We start from the raw sequence: 20,081 nt of genomic DNA on the forward strand, positions 1-20,081 counted from the left end.
TGGATCCGGCGCTGTGGCGCTGGGGCATAGAGTTCCTGGCAAACTGCACGCCACACGCACATCACAGGAACACCGAAACCCTCCAACGTCTGAGCGTAAGCGCGTAGCTGATGCCGTTTAGCGCTGGTAGTTCCAAGGCATGAGCGCCTCGATATCGCTGTTTCGCCAGCCATTGGCGATGCGCTCGAGGGTCTGGGTGAGCCAGGCGTACGGATCGACCTGATTCATCTTGGCGGTGGTCAGCAGCGTGGCGATGGTGGCCCATGTCCGTCCACCGCCGTCGCTGCCAGCGAAGAGGCTGTTCTTTCGGGTAATTGTCTGTGGCCTGATCGCGCGCTCGACGGTGTTGGAGTCGATTTCGATGCGGCCGTCGGTGAGGAAGCGCTCCAGCGCGGCACGCCGGCCGAGCGCATAGCGGATCGCCTCGGCGGGCTTCGATTTTCCCGACAGCTTCGGCAGCTCCTTTTCCCACAGCGCAAAGAGAGCGGCAACGACGGCGGCGGATTTCTCCTGACGCGCAGCTATCCGAACTACCGGGTCCTGGCCGCGCACGGCCTCCTCGGCGGCCCACAGCGGGGCCATCTGCGCCACCGTCTGCGAGGCAATAACGGAGGAGCCTGCGGCATGCAGTTCGTAGAACTTGCGCCGCACGTGCGACCAGCACGCCGCCAGCGTCACGCCGTCATTGCCCCGATCCGATCGGGCCAGCCGGTTATAGGCGGCGTATCCGTCGACCTGCAGGATGCCGCGATAGCCGTCCAGATGGCGGGCGACACATTCGCCGGCACGGCTGTCTTCGAAGCGGTAGGCGACGATGGGCGGTCCGCTGCCACCGAACGGCCGATCATCGCGATCACGGTCTTGTTGGGATCGGTTTTCTGGTCGGTGACGACGGCGTAACCCCGCCCTTGGGCGCCGCCTCCAGCGCCTGGCCGAAGGGAGAGGAATCCGCTTGAGAGCAATCGTCACCTTCCGGCCCGATCTGCTCTGCCAGACGGCTGACCATATCGCCGGCGATGGCGCTCGCCGCTAGACCGGAAACATCTGGCGGCGCGTCGCTGGCGACCAGGCCGTCGGAACCGGTCTGGCATCCGGAAAGAAGGAGGAGAACGAGGCCCGCGGTGGCGAGCTGTCGGATTTGGCGAATGGCACAACCTCTCATCACCGCCCTCCCCGCCGGATCGTCACCTTTTCCTGTTTCCAGCCAACACCTGACACCAAAACGGCCTTATCGACATTATAGTCGACGATCATCATGTCGGCCTTCATCCGGTAGTTCACGATCCGGTTCTGGCCACCGGAAACGACGAACAGCACTGGTGCGTCCTGGCCGGAGATGCGGCGCGGGAACTGGATGTAGTTCTTCTGCCCGTCGCTATAGACCCGCGTCGGCCGCCAGCCGGCTCTGCCGGAAACCGAGTAGGAGAAGCTGAGCTGTTCGGCGATTACCCCGCGCCGGGGACCGTGCTTGACTCCAGCCTGGCATTGATGTCGGCAAGCTTGGCTAACACATCTTCCGGATACTCAAATCCGGCCCGCGCCATATATTGCGTCGGATGGGATTTCAGCTGGATATGGTAGGTGCGCGTCGACGTCGTTATCCCCGTGGAGGTTACGAGACCGGGCTCGGACGGTTTGACGATCAGATGGATTCCCTGCCGGGCGGCACCCGATGTCGCGGGCTCTACCTTCCAGCGGACGGTGTCGCCGACAAGGACGTCCCGCACCACCTCACCGGGCTGGAGTTCGATATCGCAAACCTGCAAGGGCGAGCAGACCACGGAAGGCTGCACCTCGCCATAAAGGAACACGACCTTGCCGTCGTCGCCCCTGGTTACAAGGCCGCGGCTGCCCCGCCACTTGCCGGAAATATCTATGCCCTTTGCTTCGTTTGCGGAGACATCGCCCGCAAGCGCGTCCGACATCAAAGCGGTTCCTGTGATCAGCCCGCTTGCCAGGCAAGGATCAGCCCGGCGCAGTGCCTGTTTGTTCTCATGTTCATGTCCGTGGCCATGCCTTTCAAAGCTGTGCGGTCCAGTCGAAATCGCGGAGATAAAGACCGATCGGGTTGAGGCGGATGACGCCCTCGTCCTGTGGCGGGGTCAGTGTCACCGTGGCAATGCCGCGGAAGCGGCGGACAGCTGTCTCCTTGCCTTTCCGGTCGCGCTCGAACTCGGTCCAGTCGATCTGGTAGGACTGGTTGGACAATGCCACGATGTTGTTGACCTCGATGGCTACCGTGGCACTCTTTGCCTTTTCGAACGGCGAACTCGACCGGAACCACGCATTGATTTTCGGTCGCGGAATCCGTGGTTCTGAGCAACGCATAGGTGCGGTCGATATATTGTTTCTGCACGACGGCATCCGGCGTCACAGAGCGGAAGTTTGAGACGAAGGCGCCAAGCGTCGCGCGCACCACTCTGGAGTCGGCATATTGGGGTCGGAACAAGAACTGTTCCCGCAGACACGCTAAGGTCGAACGAAGTGCGAACACGCGCATAGATCTGTAGATGAAGCCACCGGGCTGGTTGAAAGCCTCCGGCCGATGGCGAACCACTACCCCTTGGAATTTAGTGTGCCGAGGGAGAAGGCGGGTGGGTAGAAGACGGCTTGTCAGTTCAAAGGAAGCGGCGATACTTCTGGGGATAGCGACGGACGAGGATAGTCTGATCCGTCACTTTACACTGGACCCGGCAGATAGATTGGAATGCGAACTCCGCCGGCGACCGCAGAACAAGCTGGGCTTCGCCGTTCAACTCTGCACGATGCGACAAACGGGGCGACTCTTGTGGGACAACGAGCGGCCACCCGCGGCCGTGATCAACTATCTTGCGGATCAGCTCGGTATCGACGCGCGCCTCTACGCCTTCTATGCACATCGAGTACAGACGCGTTTCGATCACAGCCGTTCGTTGATGGCTTACCTCGGCCTCCGGGCTGCATCCAGAGACGATCGCCGTGCCGCCCTTGTGGCTGCAATCGATGCGGCGGCGGCCAATGGCGATCACGGGTTGCCCATCGCGACAGCAGTCATTGCCGAGTTCCGGAAGCGAAACGCACTCCTGCCCTCGCTGCATTCCATCGAGAAGATCGGCCTCGGCGGTCGCGCGATAGCCCGCCGACGGGCTGAGAAAGAACTCGTCGAAGGTATTCCGCCCGATCGGCTTACGTTATTGGACAGGCTGTTGGAGGTTGACCCGGCCCTCGGCCAGACGCGCCTTCATTGGCTGCGATCGGCGCCGGATGCGCCAGGTGCGTCAAACCTGGTCGGACTCACCGAACGGATCGCCTTTTTGCGCACGCTGGAGATCGATCCGAAATTGCAGATGCGCATATCCTCCGGACGGTGGGATCAGATGATCCGTGCGGGCAACGCCACACCGGCATGGCTGGCCAACGACTTCAGTGCCAGCCGTCGACACGCGCTGATCGTGGCGCAGGTTATCAATCTAGGCCAGAAGCTCACCGACGATTCAGTGTCGATGTTCATCAAGCTGATGGGCAGGTTGTTCTCGCAAGCCAACAACCGCAAGAAGCAGCGGCACATGGACTGCCGACCGGATACCGCCAACGCGCTGCGCCTGTTTCTCCAAACCATCACTGCGCTGCAATCCGCAAACGACCATGGCCAGAACGCATTGGAGGTTCTCGATCAGGAAGTTGGGTGGCACCGGCTGCTCCGGATCAAGCCCGAGCTCGAGTCGATGGTCGAAGACAATGAGGCGTCGCCGTTGAGCTTGGCGGCAGAGCAATATGCAACAGTCAACAAATATGCCGGTGCGTTCCTACATGCGTTCACGTTCCGCTCAGCGCGCCGCACGATCCGCTTCTTGCGGCGATTTCGCTGCTGAAACGGCTCTATGCCGAGAAGCGGCGGGCGCTTCCGGATCGCGTCCCGGTCACCCACCTCAGCCAAGCTGCTCGGATACTCATCTTCGGCAACGGGAGATCTGACGCCGACTTTACGAAATCGCCACGCTCGCGGCTTTGCGGGACCGGCTTAGATCTGCGGACATTTGGGTCGATGGCAGCCGATCCTTCCGGCCAATCAACGACCATCTTATGCCGCGGTCAACATTCACAACCATGAAGGAGGAGGATCGCCTTGGACTGGGCGTCCAAGGTGACGGCGCGCAGTGGCTTGCCGAAGCGCGTCGATGCTCGACTTCAACCTGAAGCGCCTCGCGCACAGAGCACGGTCCGGAAAGCTCGAAGGTGTTCGTCTTGCAGCCGGGACGTTGATCGTGACGCCAACGGCTGGCGAGGTTCCGGCGGCGGCCGAGGAACTGAACGGCGAGATCAGCGACATGTATCCGTTGGTCGAGGTGCCGGACCTCTTGAGGGAAGTGCACGAATGGACCGGCTTTGCGGATTTCTTCACGCATGTTCGCACCGGAGACGTCCCAAGAAATGTCTCGGCCATGCTGGCCGGCATGCTAGCCGATGCGACCAACCTCGGTCCGAAGCCAATGGCGAGCGCGTCCAAAGGCATCAACGCTCACCAGATCGGCTGGATGCGCACCTGCCACGCTCGGTCGGAGACATATCGCGCGGCGCAAGCATGTATCACCGATGCACACACCCGACATCCGCATTCTCGACTGTGGGGCAACGGAACAACCTCATCGTCCGATGGACAATTTTCCGCGCGAGCGACCGAGCTGCAAAGCGCGGTGACATCAATTTGCATTACGGCAGCGAACCCGGATCGAAATTCTACAGCCATCTTTCCGATCAGTATGGCTACTTCAGCATTCTGCCCATCAGTCCGACCGAAAGCGAGGCGGCCTATGTACTCGATGGGCTATTCGATCAGGACACGGTCCTCGACATCCAGGAACACTTTACCGATACGGGCGGCGCGAGTGATCACGTCTTCGGGCTGTTCGCCCTGATCGGCAAACGCTTTGCGGCTCGGCTGCGCAACCTCAAGGACCGGAAATTCCACACATTCGAGAAAGGCGACGCATATCCGGCGCTGTCGACCCACATTGGCGCGCCGATCAACACCAATCTGATTCTCGACCATTGGGACGATCTGCTCCATCTGGCGGCGTCGATCACGACGCGATCCGTGGTGCCGTCTACGATCCTGAAGAAGCTGTCCGCATCTCCGAAGGAAACCCAGCTCGCAAGGGCGCTACGGGAACTCGGTCGGGTCGAGCGATCACTGTTCATGATCGAATGGTACTCAAGTCCGATATTGCGTCGGCGCTGCCAAGCCGGCCTCACAAGGGCGAAGCTGCGCATAAACTGAAGCGCGCCGTTTTCTTCCACGAGCGCTGCGAAATCCGCGACCGATCATTCGAAAGCCAGGCGTTTCGCGCCTCCGGCCTCAACCTCGTCGTTAGCGCGATCGTGCATTGGAATACGGTCTATATCGAACGGGCCGTCACCCACTTAGGCAAAATGCATCGCGAGATTCCGGATCACCTGCTCAAGCACGTCTCGCCGCTGAGCTGGGAACACATCAATCTGACCGGCATCTACACCTGGGATGCAGAACATCAGATGCCTGAAGGCTTCCGGTCGCTCAGACTTCCGGCTCGGTTACGCCACGCCGCATGACGTTCATGCTCCGTTCGACCTTAGCGTGTCGCTGGGAACAGTTCTTGTTCCGACCCCTAGAGCACGTCCTTGACGATCCCGACATCTGCGAACTGCGGCTTAGCAGCGAGGGATCGCCTCGGGAAGGAGGTCAAGGACCAATGTGGTGTGGCAGGAACAGTAGCGGCGCGGCTTTTCCCGGCTCATGGACAAGCTGGTGTCCAGGGACATTCCTGTCGCGACTAAGCTCCGCCGCGAGGCCTGGAAGAGCCGATCGAACATATATGACATTCACCAAAGTTTTCTATCCGCTCAGGGGCGCGATGTCGGCCGCACTCCCATTTCCTTGAGCAACCGTGCCCGCGCCGTCGATCTTGTCCATGGTCCAGAGCATCGAGCGACTATCGACATGGATGCTGCGATTGCGGTCCGCGTCGGGGGCCCAGTCCGAGATCACGCCCTCGAGCGTGCCGTCGAACGCGAGACCAACCAACTCGCCACGCGCGTTCAGCGTCGCCGAGCCGCTGTTGCCGTGGGTGATGTCGACCGTGGACATGAAGTCGACCGGCAATGTGCCCAGCGCTGGCGCGACATATGGGCCATAATCCTTGGCCCGAATCGCTTCAACCGCGGCATCCGGCGCATCGAACTCGCCCTTGCCAGTGTGCTTGGCCGGAAGTCCCTCGGCCGCGGTGAACGGCGTCCAAATCTGCCCGTCGCGCGCTCGCCCTGTCACCTTGCCCCAGGTGATGCGCAGCGATCCATTCGCGTCGGGATACACGGGCCGGCCGATGGCCTGCCGATAGACACACAGGCCCCGCATATAGGTCGCGCGGGCCGCGTGCGTGCGGCCGGCGCGGTCTTTCTTCGCGTCCTCCGCAGCTATGTCGCCGGGATAGAGGATGACCTTGCGCGCCCTGTCGTGCTTGAGCATTTCAATTGGAGTACGACCATCGAGATCGGCCGAAGGACGGACCAACCAAAACCAGGCCAGCCCTGGATTGGGAATGAGGGACAGCACCCCGCTGATCCCTGGCGCCGGCCTGCCGTCGACGAACTGGGGCAAGGGGAAAGACATGCTTGCGCCCGCCCTTGCGTAGGGCGATAACCTCGTTGCGCGTTTGCCAGCGATGCAGCGTCGAGCGGGGTATGCGGAAATTCTCTTCCAGATAGGTCGATCCAGCGACTTCGCCCGCCCAATCCTCGATCAGCATCGACTGGGGCTCCGCCGCTCGCTCGGCAATGTATTGAACGCAGGCTGCCCGAGACCGGCTGTCGGCGCCGGGCTCTCGGAGGTGCGGCCCGTTCCGGTCGAGCCGCCGCGCGCGATCTTGTCCGCTGTCGTGCGGAAGAACTCGGTGGTGAGCGCACTCAAGTCGCCCTTGAAGGAGTTGATCGCGAGCCGCTGTGCCTGCGGCAGGAACGGAAGGGCGGCCGCAACGCTGCCGGCTTTACGGTGACGCCGAAGGCGGCGGGATCGGATCTGGAGGGTAGGCACTCCGCACAAGTTGTGCCCACCAGTATTTTACACTTCTAAAAAAAATTATACAAATAATTAACACAGCATACTGCGCTGTCCGGTCTATATTCCCAAAGCGGTAAGAGCACTTTGGCTAAAAGTGTTTAGAAACGCCAATTGTCAACGCTACCGAACCAGACCACACTGCTGAGAAAGCACGATATGAAAACGCCTACCATGCATGCTTTGATACCGACGCTTTCCGGTTTGCGCCAACCCTCGCGTTTTGGCGACGACAAAATAGCCGACGTCATCGCCAATACATTCCACAAATTTCCAGAAAATCCAGCTATCCGCACGAATGGGAGAGGCGATGTAAGTTACGGCGAATTAGAGACGTCGACCGTCAATCTTAAGGGACAGTTTGAGGCCACGGGAATTCGCCCCGGCGATGCCGTCGTTGTTAAATTACCCCGATCAGTCGATTTGGTTACGGTCATCCTTGCCACTCAAATGATGGGCGTTGCTTTCGTGCCTGCCGATCCACAGGAACCGGACGAGCGACTGGAGAATATACTTTCAAAAACGAACGCCAGTGCCGTTGTGAGCTATGATCCCAATGGTTCGCTTCGCGTCGAGCGAACTTCACGCGGGGGCACCAACTCTGGGTTCACAAACATCGCGTACATCATGCACACCTCAGGGAGCACCGGAGTTCCGAAAGGCGTACCAGTGTCCCAACCAGCTCTTCTGAATTTGGTCGACTGGTATATCGACATGATTGATTTCTCAGAGAATGCCAGCATCGCGCAGCTTTCGCGGCCAGCATTCGATTTCGCGATCCCCGAGTTCTTCGTACCATTTGCGACCGGCGGAACGATTGTTTTGCCCACCACACAATTAGCAACACAGCTAATTCAAACAACCGAGTTTCTAATTCAAAGCGGCACAAATGTCATTCAGATGGTTCCAACACTGCTGCGCAGCTTCCTCGGAACTCTTGAACGTCTACCCTACATGGCGAGGCGGTTCACCGAACTCAAGTATGTGATCTGCGGGGGTGAACCCCTACCCGATTCACTTAGGCGACGGTTTTATTCAATTCTTCCCGGTACGGCGCTAATAAACAGCTACGGGCCGACCGAATGCTGTGTTGCCGTCAATTACTACTATTGCCCTCGTGGTGATTTGGACCTCCCGATGTTCACGGGAAAACCGGTATCCAACATGGATTTCTTCGTTCTGGACGAGAACCAGTGCAACGTGGAGCTTGAAGTCGAGGGCGAGCTCTGGGTAGGAGGATTGCAGACATCCGAAGGCTATGTGGCTGACCGACCTGAAACGAAACTGCGCTTCGTGCCTCACACGACGGCCAACGGCGAGCAAGTGCTGTACCGCACTGGTGATTATGTCGTGGCATCGGAAGAACATGGATTGCGATTTGTCCGAAGAAAGGACGATCAGACCAAATATCGAGGAATGCGACTGGAAAAAGGGGAAATTACCAGCGCGATCGACCGGACGGGCCTATGCGCCGACTCGGCAGTAATCGTGGTAGATAGGGACGACGGCAAGGGCCAGGAGTTGGTCTGCATGGTGACGCCTGCGAGCGCCGACGTAGATGACCTTTCCCGACGGCTGGCGGATGCGCTGCCGAGCGATCGTGTCCCAAGGCTCGTTGTGCCTCTCGATTCGCTTCCTTTTACTGCCAATGGAAAACTCGACAATCGCGCCCTTGAGAGAATTGCCAAGGAGGCGCTCAGGGAGAACATGAACCATGCCACACCTCAGACCGAACATTCGGCGGGGTCACCGTTGGATCATTTGCTGGAAGCGGTGCACGCCGCCAAGAGAAGATGGGTATTCCCCAACTTAATAGCTCGGGAGTGCGACATAGATTCACTGAACTTCCTCGATATCCAACTCAAGTTGGCCGAAGCCGGCCTCATGTTTGGCGAGGACGTCTATCAAGAGCAAGACCTGTCCCTCGGGGAGTGGGCAAAGCGAATTCAACCGGTGGATCGCAGCGAATCTCATGCGAGCACCACAGGCAAGAGCGGACAGGGTGCCGAATTTAGGGACGAGTTGGACCAAATTATTGAATACATTGAAAATCATGCGCCCAGCACGGTTGTACTGCACTCATCGCTTGTAGCTTTAAGGAATGTGACTGCCAAGGAGGTAACGGCTGTTCTTCTTGAAGGGATAGAGCGCGTCTCCGCGTCGTCTACCGTTATTCTTCCAGCATTCACATTGAGTTACTGCGCCACTCGGTCTTTTCACTGGGCAAAAGACAAGTCCGAAACAGGAGTTTTGGCCGATATTGTCATGCGAGAGCTTTCGGCTGGGCGCACCAAACATCCCGCTTATTCAATGGTCGTGACCGGCCCGAGTACGCGGGAATTGTGCGAAGCCGACTGGTGGAAATGCAGTCCGTTCGGTGACGACTCGATTTTTGGCGAGATAAGCCGTTCAGCTAGTTTAATCGTCGGCCTGGGCACGTCAAGCTTTACTCATGTGCACCGGTGCGAAGTCGTAGCGGATGTGCCTTACAGCAAGACGATCAACTTGCAAGGGCTCGCCGATTTCGGAGGCGGCGCGATTGACGTGTCGACACCCGTTTACATTCGCGACATCGCGGGCAGACCCGAATATTCGTTTCTTGCGCACGATACCACGCGTGATATTCGCGAGATGAGAGGTGTTCTGCGGGAGTTCGCAATAGCCGGGACTTATGCGAGGCTGGTGGACGCAGTGGACATGGAGTCCAAGCTGGTTCCGATCATGCGAACCGAACCATTCGGGTTTTTACATCAAAGTGCCAGAGCCGAGGCGCGGCAGGCGTATCCGAGCGAAGAGCGGAACTCTTAGCCGTGACATGTCTGGATCGATGGCCGCAGGAGTTTGATACATGACAGCCAACAACGGTTCTATTCTACGGCAAGATTTGAGCGAGGAAATGTTCGGTCCGAGCCGTTCGCGTGGCGACCTGTCGTCAGAGGTGGTCTATGCGTTTGCGGATGACCGGTTCGCCGGCAATCCGGCGGCAGTCGTGCTTTATAGTAAATATCCACCGATGGCCGAGTGCCTGCTGCTGGCGCAATATTTCCGCCAGCCTGTGACAGTGTTTCTTCGCGCCTTAGAGGAGACAGACCATTTCGAAATTCGGTGGTTCACGCAAAATTCCGAACTGGACCTCTGCGGACATGGAACGTTGGCAGCGACCTATTGGCTGTTTTGCGCCGGTTATGGTCGTTCCAATCGAATCTTCTATCATTCCCGGAGCGGGCATCTAGAGGCTTGGCGGAAAGGCGATATCGTACAAGTCGCGCTTCCGGTTATTGACACGAGTCCTGCGGATCCGATGGAATACGAAGTTGTCCAACGATGCATGAATATCCAGGTCAAAGAGATTCGGAAGGCATATGATGATTATGTTGTTATCGTCGACGACGAACATGTCGTTCTTAATTATGTGCCGAATTTTCGCAGCATAGCTCAGATAGATTGCCGCGGTGTTGCTCTCACCGCTCTGGCTGATCGAGACGGAGCGCTCAGCGAATTTGATTTCGTATCAAGGTTCTTTTCGCCGAGAATCGCCATCGATGAGGATCAAGTTTGCGTGTCAGCGCATTGCAAGCTCTACCCATATTGGGCGAGGCTCCTGGGTAGGACGGACTTGCGGGCGCTGCAGGCATCAGTGAGCGGAGGAGTTCTTGAGTTCTCATCATCGGATGGCCGCGTCATCGTTGGAGGAAAAGCCAAGCTGGGGTCGATCGATAGTAAGCGCGTAGGCTGCCCCACGTAGCTTTAGCATTTTCTGCATGAATCATGCGGAGACTCCTTATAAGCGACAGTGTGAATATGGAAGCTTCTGTGATATCCGCGGCGCACACAGCCGGATCCATGGGACGTGGATAGCGACCACCTCAGCAGGCAGACTGAGGATGCACATCCGCGCAACATGGAGGCGACCAATGTCATCGCTCAATCCCGACCGCGAAGAACCGACCGTTATCCGAACCAATCTTGGTGCCATTTTCGTCTCATTGGAACTCTTATGTTCAGTTGCAAACTGCTTGGCCACGACTGTTCATCCCGCCAATAATGACAGGTCTTGCATAGTGTAGTATGGACTAACCCGCTCCGCGATTGCGGAGCGGCAAGGAGGGTGTGTGCCGCCGGCGTGGATCACTCCTGCGTCTGTCGCGCTTCACGCCATGGGCGCTGCAGAGTTCGAGCGTTAGGCGTCGCGTGCATGATGACGGCGAGCTTGCGGGCGACAGCGACAGCGCGCGTTTGAAGCCGATTTTCTCGCATAGTTTTATACCCAATCGCGCAAGTCGCTGGCGGCCCGGCCGCGTGTTTCAGCAAGTCCTGGACACCTTCTCCGGCAAGTCCGGACACCGTTTTCACTAACTCCCGGACAGTGATGGAGTGCACCCCTATTGTGAGACAGAGAAATTGCGAGACAATTTCATGCTCGTGAGTTCAAATGCGGCATTGTCCGATGGTGTCGATAAGGTCTTTTGTAAGCGATGTCCCGACGGCACCTTTCGGTGATCGGCGTGAAGGACGATGTTCGGAGCCTTTGAGGGCTTCGACACATGACGATTTCAGAGCTTACGCTTAAATCCAGCGATCACGAGCCCGCGCGCCGGTTCGAGGTGTTCACGGGCTCCGGTCGGCGGCGCGAATGGCTGCCGAAGGAGAAGGCGCGGATCGTGGCGGAAAGCTACGAAGCCGGCTCGACCGTTAGCGCGGTGGCGCGGCGATACGCTTTGTCCCCGCAGCAGCTGTTCGCCTGGCGTCGGGCCGCTCGTCAGCCGTTGGCGGAAGCGTTCGCCGATGCCGCGCGGACGGAAATTGTAGAGGTCGTGCGGTGAGATCATCCCCGAGCAACACGGGATCGGCAGAGGCTAAATCTCGGGAACAATCAGTGAGGCAATCGAGAACATCCCAGTGAGGCAACGGCATTGTTCTTTGGGAACACTCTTGGGCGAGGCGATACGAGGTCTCTTCCAGATCGACGCGCTATAGTCGACGCACCCCGCAGCGGGGATAGACGAGCCCCACCGCGTCTGATCGCTTCTTAGCTCCCATACCATCGCACGATTTGGAGGCGTTACCGGTTGAATCCGAGGCTTCCGGCGCTCACTTCGTTATCTCGCCATAGACACTGTGGTAGCCCGGCATGCGGTCGATGGTCCGCACCCGGTACAGTTCAGGCCGATTTGCTTATGGCACCCAACCGGCGACGCCCGGTCGAGCTTCTCGGCCCATTCCGCCCGCTGCTCCTGCAGGCGGGGCGGCATTGCAGCCGCCGGTCGAAAATCAGCAAGCTTGAGAGCTGGCTATTCCATGTTCACCTCCCGCGCCGCCACGGCGCACCGTCGAGACCGATATACTCTGTCATGGCTGTTCTCCATTGATGCTGGGCCCGGCATCCAGTCGAGATCCCGTATCTCATCATATCGGGGAGCAGCCACCTTCCAAGATCGGATCCAGAGGGGCCTCGTGCGCGCGATTACACCATGTATTGTCCGTAGGGTGAAGGTGGCCCGCCCCCGCGGCAAGCTGAATTCGGGGGTTGCTCTGGATAGGCCGGAGCCTTGCCCCATGCTTAGCGAGGGCGAACCATGAAAGACGATAGCGATTTTCATCGGCTTGGATACGTCGAAGTTGAAGATTTCGGTGGCCGTTGCCGATCGAGCACGCAACGGCGAGGTACGGTTTTTGGGCGACATCTCCTCGGAGCCGTCGTCGGTGGCATCGATGGTCAATAAGCTTTCCAAGCGCGGAGCCAAGGTTCATTTTTGCTATGAGGCGGGTCCCACCCGTACGGTCTTTACCGTCAGATTGTCGAACTTGGACATGACTGCATGGTCGTGGCGCCATCGCTGGTGCCCAAGCGTGCAGGTGACCGGGTGAAGACAAACCGCCGGGATGCCATGAGCCTTGCGCGCCTGCACCGCGCGGGCGAGCTGACCGCGGTATGGGTTCCGGATGAAGGCCATGAGGCGATCCGCGACCTGGTGCGGCCTGGGGAGGCGGCCAGCGACGGGCTGAAACAGGCGCGTCAGTCCCGCCCACCACATCTTGTTGGCGGAATATTGCCAGGCCATCGAAGATGCAGGTGTGCGTCTGGACAGGCTGACCCAGCTGGTGGTGGAGACCGCGACATCTTGCTCAATGGCCCCGGTTGTGGCCGCCTACCAACGCGCGGCGTTGCGTTCATGACAGCGGTCACCTTTGTCGTCGAAATCGGCGGTGTCAGGCGCTTTGATAATCCCCTTCAGTTGATGGCGAATCTCGGTCTCGTGCCGTCGGAAAGCTCAACGGGCGAACGGGTCAAGCGTGGCGGACAAGGCGCGCAACACAAGGGCGCGTCAGGTCCTCGAAGGGGCCAACCAAACAGGCGTGATCATCTGGGGTATCGGGATGTGCCCATGATCTGCCTTGGCCTGGACCAAGACGGAGATTTAAATCGGGCTACGTTTTCGATAGACCGACATATGCCTCCCGGATGACGTGTCAAATGGCCGCCGCTCCCAATCCTCCCAACGTTCAACTAGTTCCAAACCGACGATCCGAGTAAGAAGTTCCAGTTCGGATGGATACACGTACCTAAGCTTGCAAGGCAGAGTACGCACCTCGCCGCGATTCATCCAAAGATCTTGCATAACATACATCTGATTATTGCGATCATGCCTCGTAAATCGAACCATAGCGCGATGTCCGTCTACGTGAACAACTGTCGTCCGTTGGTTGCCGTACACGCCAGAACCCACGAAATCGGTCGTATTTGGTAAGTTAAGATGTATAACAAAATTACTGTCGTCGTCCATGGCCCGAACCACTGAATGTAAACACGCCAGTTGATCGTCCACAGAAAGCATATGTGTAAATGAATTGTTTACGCAATACACAAGGTCAAATCGTTTACCTAGGTCAAAGTTAGCCATATCGCCGTGGTGAGTTTGAACCAAGCGCTTGTCATTCCTTTCTTCTAGTAAAGCCAGCATACGAGTGGAGTTGTCGAGACCGTGGACTTGCGGTCCGGCCTCAGCCAGCGGTAACGCGACGTGTCCGTTTCCGCATCCCAGTTCTAGCGCAGTACCCCTTCCGACAAGTTCGGCTAGGAAGGCCACTGCCCTAGCGTTCTCTACGGAGACGTTGAGTGTATCCACGTATTCGTCATATACATCAGCCCAATGGTCACCAAACTCTCTGTAAACATCATCACATTCTTTCAGTATATCGTTCATAGTGCATCTCCGTAATGGTTTATCTTCACATAGATTCTCTTGTATGCATCAGTTTTCGCTTCCGAAAAAAAGCGAGGTTTAAAGAGCGGAAAGACGCCTCGATACATCCTGCTATGACTTGTCTTGCTTTATGAACACTGGAAGGTCAAGTTAAGTTTTTGCGTCGGACCGGCAATAAATATTAAACTGTTTTTACTAACAAGACGTGATCGAAAAAATTAATTTAACAATCTGTTAGGATTCTATAGACCTTCCGACGGCCTTTTTCGACGCCCCCTGTTGCATCGTTACGTCGTGGCTTTCTTTCGTCTCTCGCATATCATCATTGATGAAATACTTCATTGTTTGCTCCCTTTCCAAGCCGGATTGCCGGAAGGGCTACAAACGATCTCTACATGTTTTCGCATAAACCCTTGCATTCGTGGGCAGAACTCTAACCACCCGACATAGTCGGGCGGCGTAGATAGTGGCGCCTATGTCTTGGTCGACATAGTCGCCATACCCTGGCAATGGACCTACTCCATCACGGCGTCGACCGCTCCGTCGTCGCCCTGTGGCTGGGCCACGACTCGGTCGAAACCACGGCCATCTATCTCCATGCCGACATGAAGTGAGGGAGCAAGCTTTGGCGAAGACCGACGCTGCCGACATCCCGACGACCATCTCCTCGCATTCTTGAAGAGCCTCTGATTATGCCGACCCCACAGCCAGAGATCCCCCGTGTTCTTTGGCCGCTTGGCCGCTACTCGGAATAATCCGCCACCCGGAATTATGACGAAAGTCATGCAAGCGAGGCTGATGTCGCGGCCCGGCGCCGGCGCACACGACATTCTCTTTGAGGCGCAATCGGCAGAACACCCTCTCGGCGTGTTGCAGGGTCACAGGGGCGCCCTGGCGCGTGAGGAACCAGAGGGATTCTGACTGGCCTTCGCGGCGGCGAGAAGCGTGCCGGGATAAGATGCGCACGAGGTAGTGGCCGATCGGAGCCAGTCTGGTCTTGTAAAACTTGCTCTCGCGGACGCCTTTGCGACCGGCACCTACGCCAGGGTCGACCTTGCCGGACTGCGCGAGGTCGGGGCGTTCGATCTGGGAGGATTGGCATGATCCTTTCAGAAATTATTATCGCCAGCTTTGTCGATCACCGGCAAGCAATCGGAATGCGCTTCCGCACGGGAGGTGCGCACGTTCAAGTCGTTCTGTCGCTTCGTCGCCGACAGATAAGTCCTCGAACATGCCTCGGATCTCCAGTGAGGTGGGAAATTCGATCACATATATCCAGTTTGTTATGTGGCGCTCGGCATCCTCACCGGCCTGCCGCCTCTGGCCCGCGGCGGCCGACGCCACATCTCTAGCGAAGCCACATTACGCACCAAATGTGCTCGAACACATTTGGTGCGGGAAATCCGCCCGCCCGTCTGTGAGGGCGAAACCGAATGGCTGAGCTACTCGACCATAATCATGTCCGACGGCTAACACGGCATTCACATGAATTCACAGACTCTTTGCAAACAAAAATTGCTGATCATGGTATCTACCGCAAGGGCTTAGGTCAGGCGCAGTTAGAAATACTGACGCCGCATGCCCCGCCACAGCACTAGGCCGCGTCGGAGTCAACAGCTAATGGCTAGACGGGCGCTCATCCAGGTTGAAGGTCATCCAAGGGGTAATGGTCTACGATACGTCCAAGCGGCCAAGCGTCTTGGGCTTCATCCAATTATACTATCGGCAGATCCATCTCAGTACGAATATCTTGCGGAAGATGGGATTGCGGCAGTCCGTGTCAATACAGACACTCTCGATGCGCTGATCCACGAATGTTCAAAGCTGCGAAGGAGCTATGACATTGCTGGTATTACTGGCACCCAACCTTGCTCAGACGAGGCGATACTCCAACGTGCCGTTGACTTGATCGATTGGCCGAACTTAAACAAACTAGATGGTATTATAATGGGTGCATTTCAATTTCTTTCGTCTCGCCGAATAATCGTGAAGATTGGTTCCACATTGGTAGCCGATCCAGAGACGGGAGAGATACGCGGTCCTTGGCTTGAAACTTTGATAGAGGATGTTGTCCGCTTTTTCGCGCGCGGACAGCAGTTGATAATCGTCACTTCCGGTGCTGTAGCTGTTGGGTCATGTCACTTTAATCAGTTGGACAGATCTCTGGAAATTGGGGAGAGGCAAGCGGCCGCAGCAATTGGTCAGGTCCGAATCATGCGTGCCTATGAACAGGCTTTTAGACGGCATCGGTTTGGCATTGGACAAATATTATTGACCAGAGAAGATATAGACAACGAGCATCGCTGCCTGAATGCGAGATCAACTATGCAACAACTTCTCAAAGTTGGTGCTGTACCCGTTGTCAACGAGAACGACACCATCGCAACGGCCGAGATCCGTTTTGGCGACAACGATCGGCTAGCTGCACGGGTGGCGCAAATGGTAAACGCCGATCTTCTCATTTTGCTTTCGGACGTGGACGGCCTCTTCACGGAAGATCCACGTGGCAACCCATTGGCCCGTCTGGTGACAGAGGTGCAGCGCATCACCCCCGAAATAGAGTCCATGGCCGCTCATTCCCCGGCTCTCCATAGTTCGGGTGGCATGGCGACAAAGTTGATGGCAGCAAGAATAGCCATGGACGCGGGCTTCGCGATGGTCATTGCGAGAGGAAACAAATTTTACCCGCTCGCTGCCATCGAGAACGGTGGACTATCAACATGGTTTAATGTGTCACGTCGCCGCGCTTCGAAATAAGAAGCCGGATTCCAGAAATTTTGGAGAGTAGATGACATTGTCTCTAGTGCGGCCAGCCGACGTTGTATTGGAAATAGATCTAGCGGCGATTCGGGCGAATTTCCAGAACGTCTCGACCCTTGTCGGGCCTCAGGTAAGGGTGGCTGCAGTCGTCAAAAGTGACGCGTACGGACTTGGCCTTGTAAACATTGCGAGGACGCTCATAGATGCCGGCTGCGATCTACTGTTTGTTGCCAATTTGGATGAAGCCCTGCTTCTAAGATCTTCCTTTAGTGGAATTGCAATTGCGGTTTTTCGCGATGAGTTTGATAGATTTGGCACATGGTATCAGTCGCATGATCTGATACCTGTGGTGAATAACTGCAAGGAATTGCATGCAGTCAGCACAGCCGGAGAGGCGCAAACGTACTTTCTCAATGTGGAAACTGGGTTCTCTCGCTTTGGGCTCAGCGTTGGCGATCTCCAGCACAAGTATCTGCTACGCACCTTGGAAAGGTATCGCCCTTCGATCGTGCTCAGCCACCTCGCATGCGGCGAATGCATTTGGCACGCGGCGAATGTATTGCAAAGAGATCGCTTTCGGGCAGTTTATGATCTTCTTAAACCCACACGCGGCAGTCTCGCTGCCTCCGCCGGTGTATGGCTCGGCAAGTCCTACCACTTTGACATGGTGCGTGTAGGATCGGCACTGTACGGAATCAGTAAGGCGGGCGCGCAGACAAATCCCCTGCAGCCCGTGGCCAAGCTCAGGGCAAGAATACTTGATATGCGGAACGTGCCGGCGGGGGAGGCTGTCGGATATGGTGCAACGTTTCGTACGGTCCGAGCCAGCCGCGTAGCAATCGTCGGGATCGGATACAAGCATGGCCTTCCATGGTCCTGTGCGAACAAGATATTTGTTCGGTTGGCGGGATATTCAGCGCCTTTAATAGGAAGAATCTCCATGGAATATATGACGATTGACATAACGGACGTTCCTGCGGGGCGTTGCAGTCCGGGCACCTTTGTGGAATTGCTAACTGAAGACTTCACCGTCAATGACCTAGCAGCGGCCGCTGGCGTTAGTCCACAGGAGGTGCTGACGCGGCTTGGTGCCGGTTGCACGCGGAAATATCTGAATTTATCTTCTCCATCTGCGGCGTTCACAGCAAGCCGCCGACGCAGGCGATGAGTAGCCCCAACGAGAGCAAAAAGCCGACCAATGGACAAGTAAGCACTCATCTAACGGTTCGGGTGTCCGGCATGCCGCGCGGCTGCCAACTGCTCTTCCAGCCGCCCTATAGTCCGACCTCAACCCATGTATGGATGGCTCCTGCGGGTCAAGGGGCACATCGGATCGGTTTTTGTGAACAGGTCGGTTGCGGCCATGTATACGGCGTCTGAATGTGCAGCGAGATCGCTGCGCGCCCTGATGAATGTCCGCTTGGAGAACAGGTCCCACACTCAATCTCGCGCGCTCGAGGAGCTTCGGATTGATCGAGGTGGCCTGATTCGATAGTGTCTGAAGGTTCTGAAAAAAGTTTTGGAGAGAGAACGGCGTTTGCCCTGCGGCGCGAGCGGCCATGGGACGGTGGTGACGTTGCAATCACCGATTCCGGTGGAAAGGGAAGTGCCATGACCAATCGAGAAGTTAGACTGAGCAGGGGTAGGTTGAAAGCGTTGCTGCTGTCGGATGAGGACGGCTTTCGCAAGGCATTGCAAGTTATCGTGCAGGAGACTCTGGAAGCCGAGATGACGGAGGCGATCGGGGTGTCGATGCCGGCTCAATACTCCCCAGAAGTGCCGTTTGAATCTTCCCCAGTATAGCGCTGTCGCCGGTCTTCCGGTGCGCGCTCCGGGAGACCGGCGGCGCGTGATCGTTGATGCTTCTCCTGATGGTCGGGAGAGGGATTTCGGTGATCAAGATCTGGGAGATGAGGAGATGATGATGATACTGGATTTGCATCGGCAGGGCCTGTCGGTGTCGGCGCTGGTCGAGATGTACGTGCAGGGCGTCTCGACCCGCAAGGTGAAGGCGGTGACGGAGGAACTGTGCGGCCACTCTTTCTCGGCCTCGACGGTGAGCGAGGCGACGATGCGGCTGGATGAGGCGCTCAAGGCGTTCTTCACGCGGCGGCTCGAGGAAAGCTATCCGTATCTCATCTTGGACGCGCGCTATGAACGGGCTCGCGAGGCGGGCGTGATCGCCAGCCAGGCAGTGCTGGTGGCGATCGGCGTGGATTGGGAGGGCCGGCGCCAGGTTCTGGGCGTGGAGCTGGCCAACCGGGAGAGCCATTCGAGCTGGCGCGAGTTCGTGACGGGGCTCAAGAATCGCGGGCTCGCCGGCGTCGAGTTCGTCGTCTCCGACGACCATCCGGGGCTCAGGGCGGCAATCCGCGAAGTGCTGCCCGAAGCGGTCTGGCAGCGCTGCTACGTGCACTTCCTCAGAAACGCGCTCGACTACGTGCCGCGCAAGGTCGACGACGATTGCCTGATGGAGCTCAGATGGTTCTACGACCGGCGCGACCTTGCCGAGGTCAAACGCGACCTGGCGCAGTGGATCGCCAAATGGCAGGCCAAATACCCGAAGCTGGTCAACTGGGTGGAAGATAACATCGAGGAGACGCTGAGCTTCTATCGGCTGCCGCTAGCTCACCACAAGCACATGAAGTGAACGGATGACATCGACAAGCCTGATTTCGACTTTTTCGATTCCTGTTGCGTTTCTTTGTTCGGCTCAGGTGAGCCTGTTTCTTCGTCCCGGCCCACAGGATTTCCCATGCGAGCGTGTCGAGACGCAGTCAAGGCTGGCCGGTGCGATGGCGGCACGGCCGGCTGCGAGGTTTCCAGGCCACGCCTTGACTGGGTCGAGCACGGCGCCAGTCTGGAGCGGACCGAGGCAGCGGTCGTGCCGGCACATTCCTTACGGATGACATCGACAAGCCTGATTTCGACTTTTTCGATTCCTGTTGCGTTTCTTTGTTCGGCTCAGGTGAGCCTGTTTCTTCGTCCCGGCCCACAGGATTTCCCATGCGAGCGTGTCGAGACGCAGTCAAGGCTGGCCGGTGCGA

10 protein-coding genes and 8 pseudogenes are annotated in these 20,081 nt (G+C 57.5%); 10 read left to right on the forward strand and 8 right to left on the reverse strand.

Annotation, left to right across the window (positions count from 1 at the left end; translation table 11 throughout):
• Nucleotides 1–117: 117 nt before the first annotated feature.
• The 4 pseudogenes from tnpC to NKJ40_RS27705 form a co-directional block, all read right to left on the reverse strand.
• A pseudogene (tnpC, locus tag NKJ40_RS27690) lies at nucleotides 118–852 on the reverse strand (IS66 family transposase); the annotation flags it as partial.
• Nucleotides 846–1,162: pseudogene (locus NKJ40_RS27695) on the reverse strand (conjugal transfer lipoprotein TrbH); the annotation flags it as partial. The pseudogenes NKJ40_RS27695 and tnpC, both read right to left, overlap by 7 nt.
• Nucleotides 1,162–1,925, reverse strand: a pseudogene (gene trbG / locus NKJ40_RS27700) (P-type conjugative transfer protein TrbG). The pseudogenes trbG and NKJ40_RS27695, both read right to left, overlap by 1 nt.
• A gap of 94 nt (nucleotides 1,926–2,019) precedes the next feature.
• Nucleotides 2,020–2,437 (reverse strand): annotated as a pseudogene (locus tag NKJ40_RS27705) (VirB8/TrbF family protein); the annotation flags it as partial.
• A 157-nt stretch (nucleotides 2,438–2,594) separates the two neighbouring features.
• Here NKJ40_RS27705 and NKJ40_RS27710 point away from each other — a divergent pair.
• Nucleotides 2,595–5,568 (forward strand): annotated as a pseudogene (locus tag NKJ40_RS27710) (Tn3 family transposase).
• Nucleotides 5,569–5,851: 283 nt separating this feature from the next.
• On the opposite strand, the gene NKJ40_RS27715 reads toward NKJ40_RS27710, so the two are convergent.
• The 3 genes and pseudogenes from NKJ40_RS27715 to NKJ40_RS31980 all read right to left on the reverse strand — a co-directional run bounded on the left by NKJ40_RS27715 (nucleotide 5,852) and on the right by NKJ40_RS31980 (nucleotide 7,045).
• Nucleotides 5,852–6,625, reverse strand: a complete 774-nt coding sequence (locus tag NKJ40_RS27715; protein WP_352468784.1) for a S46 family peptidase — start codon at nucleotides 6,623–6,625, stop codon at nucleotides 5,852–5,854.
• 43 nt (nucleotides 6,626–6,668) lie between these two features.
• Nucleotides 6,669–6,761, reverse strand: a pseudogene (locus NKJ40_RS31975) (antitoxin Xre/MbcA/ParS-like domain-containing protein); the annotation flags it as partial.
• Nucleotides 6,755–7,045 carry a hypothetical protein gene (locus NKJ40_RS31980; protein WP_502903766.1) on the reverse strand — a complete coding sequence of 97 codons (291 nt, stop codon included), beginning with the start codon at nucleotides 7,043–7,045 and terminating at the stop codon, nucleotides 6,755–6,757. The gene NKJ40_RS31980 and the pseudogene NKJ40_RS31975, both read right to left, overlap by 7 nt.
• A 183-nt stretch (nucleotides 7,046–7,228) precedes the next feature.
• Here NKJ40_RS31980 and NKJ40_RS27720 point away from each other — a divergent pair, with 183 nt between their 5' ends.
• The 4 genes and pseudogenes from NKJ40_RS27720 to NKJ40_RS27735 form a co-directional block, all read left to right on the forward strand.
• Nucleotides 7,229–9,877, forward strand: coding sequence for an AMP-binding protein (locus tag NKJ40_RS27720; RefSeq protein ID WP_352468785.1), 2,649 nt, complete (start codon nucleotides 7,229–7,231; stop codon nucleotides 9,875–9,877).
• A 40-nt stretch (nucleotides 9,878–9,917) separates the two neighbouring features.
• Nucleotides 9,918–10,814, forward strand: a complete 897-nt coding sequence (locus NKJ40_RS27725) for a PhzF family phenazine biosynthesis protein (RefSeq protein WP_352468786.1) — start codon at nucleotides 9,918–9,920, stop codon at nucleotides 10,812–10,814.
• A 799-nt stretch (nucleotides 10,815–11,613) separates the two neighbouring features.
• Entirely contained in the window at nucleotides 11,614–11,892 is a 279-nt protein-coding gene (locus NKJ40_RS27730) for a transposase (RefSeq protein ID WP_352468787.1), read from the forward strand.
• Between the two features lie 763 nt (nucleotides 11,893–12,655).
• Nucleotides 12,656–13,414: pseudogene (locus tag NKJ40_RS27735) on the forward strand (IS110 family transposase); the annotation flags it as partial.
• A gap of 74 nt (nucleotides 13,415–13,488) precedes the next feature.
• On the opposite strand, the gene NKJ40_RS27740 reads toward NKJ40_RS27735, so the two are convergent.
• Complete coding sequence (locus tag NKJ40_RS27740; protein WP_352468788.1) at nucleotides 13,489–14,274, reverse strand: class I SAM-dependent DNA methyltransferase; 786 nt, start codon at nucleotides 14,272–14,274, stop codon at nucleotides 13,489–13,491.
• A 509-nt stretch (nucleotides 14,275–14,783) separates the two neighbouring features.
• On the opposite strand from NKJ40_RS27740, the gene NKJ40_RS27745 reads away from it, so the two are divergent.
• The 5 genes and pseudogenes from NKJ40_RS27745 to NKJ40_RS27765 all read left to right on the forward strand — a co-directional run.
• On the forward strand, nucleotides 14,784–14,888 hold the full coding sequence (locus NKJ40_RS27745; RefSeq protein ID WP_352468789.1) for a hypothetical protein: 105 nt from the start codon (nucleotides 14,784–14,786) through the stop codon (nucleotides 14,886–14,888).
• Between the two features lie 1,006 nt (nucleotides 14,889–15,894).
• Nucleotides 15,895–17,031, forward strand: coding sequence for a glutamate 5-kinase (proB, locus tag NKJ40_RS27750; protein ID WP_352468790.1), 1,137 nt, complete (start codon nucleotides 15,895–15,897; stop codon nucleotides 17,029–17,031).
• Nucleotides 17,032–17,062: 31 nt separating this feature from the next.
• Nucleotides 17,063–18,202, forward strand: a complete 1,140-nt coding sequence (alr, locus tag NKJ40_RS27755; protein WP_352468791.1) for an alanine racemase — start codon at nucleotides 17,063–17,065, stop codon at nucleotides 18,200–18,202.
• A 326-nt stretch (nucleotides 18,203–18,528) separates the two neighbouring features.
• Nucleotides 18,529–18,837, forward strand: coding sequence for a hypothetical protein (locus NKJ40_RS27760; protein ID WP_352468792.1), 309 nt, complete (start codon nucleotides 18,529–18,531; stop codon nucleotides 18,835–18,837).
• Between the two features lie 154 nt (nucleotides 18,838–18,991).
• Nucleotides 18,992–19,681 (forward strand): annotated as a pseudogene (locus NKJ40_RS27765) (IS256 family transposase); the annotation flags it as partial.
• Between the last annotated feature and the right edge of the window lie 400 nt (nucleotides 19,682–20,081).

This window comes from Mesorhizobium sp. M0119 (assembly GCF_040322615.1).
Classification (GTDB): Bacteria; Pseudomonadota; Alphaproteobacteria; order Rhizobiales; family Rhizobiaceae; genus Mesorhizobium.

Bases quoted from the DNA above. Each gene is read 5' to 3' on its own strand.
- NKJ40_RS27740 (WP_352468788.1), bottom strand. From the start codon at position 14,274: ATGAACGATATACTGAAAGAATGTGATGATGTTTACAGAGAGTTTGGT.
- NKJ40_RS27730 (WP_352468787.1), top strand. From the start codon at position 11,614: ATGACGATTTCAGAGCTTACGCTTAAATCCAGCGATCACGAGCCCGCG.
- alr (WP_352468791.1), top strand. From the start codon at position 17,063: ATGACATTGTCTCTAGTGCGGCCAGCCGACGTTGTATTGGAAATAGAT.
- NKJ40_RS27725 (WP_352468786.1), top strand. From the start codon at position 9,918: ATGACAGCCAACAACGGTTCTATTCTACGGCAAGATTTGAGCGAGGAA.
- proB (WP_352468790.1), top strand. From the start codon at position 15,895: ATGGCTAGACGGGCGCTCATCCAGGTTGAAGGTCATCCAAGGGGTAAT.
- NKJ40_RS27715 (WP_352468784.1), bottom strand. From the start codon at position 6,625: ATGTCTTTCCCCTTGCCCCAGTTCGTCGACGGCAGGCCGGCGCCAGGG.
- NKJ40_RS27745 (WP_352468789.1), top strand. From the start codon at position 14,784: ATGGACCTACTCCATCACGGCGTCGACCGCTCCGTCGTCGCCCTGTGG.
- NKJ40_RS27720 (WP_352468785.1), top strand. From the start codon at position 7,229: ATGAAAACGCCTACCATGCATGCTTTGATACCGACGCTTTCCGGTTTG.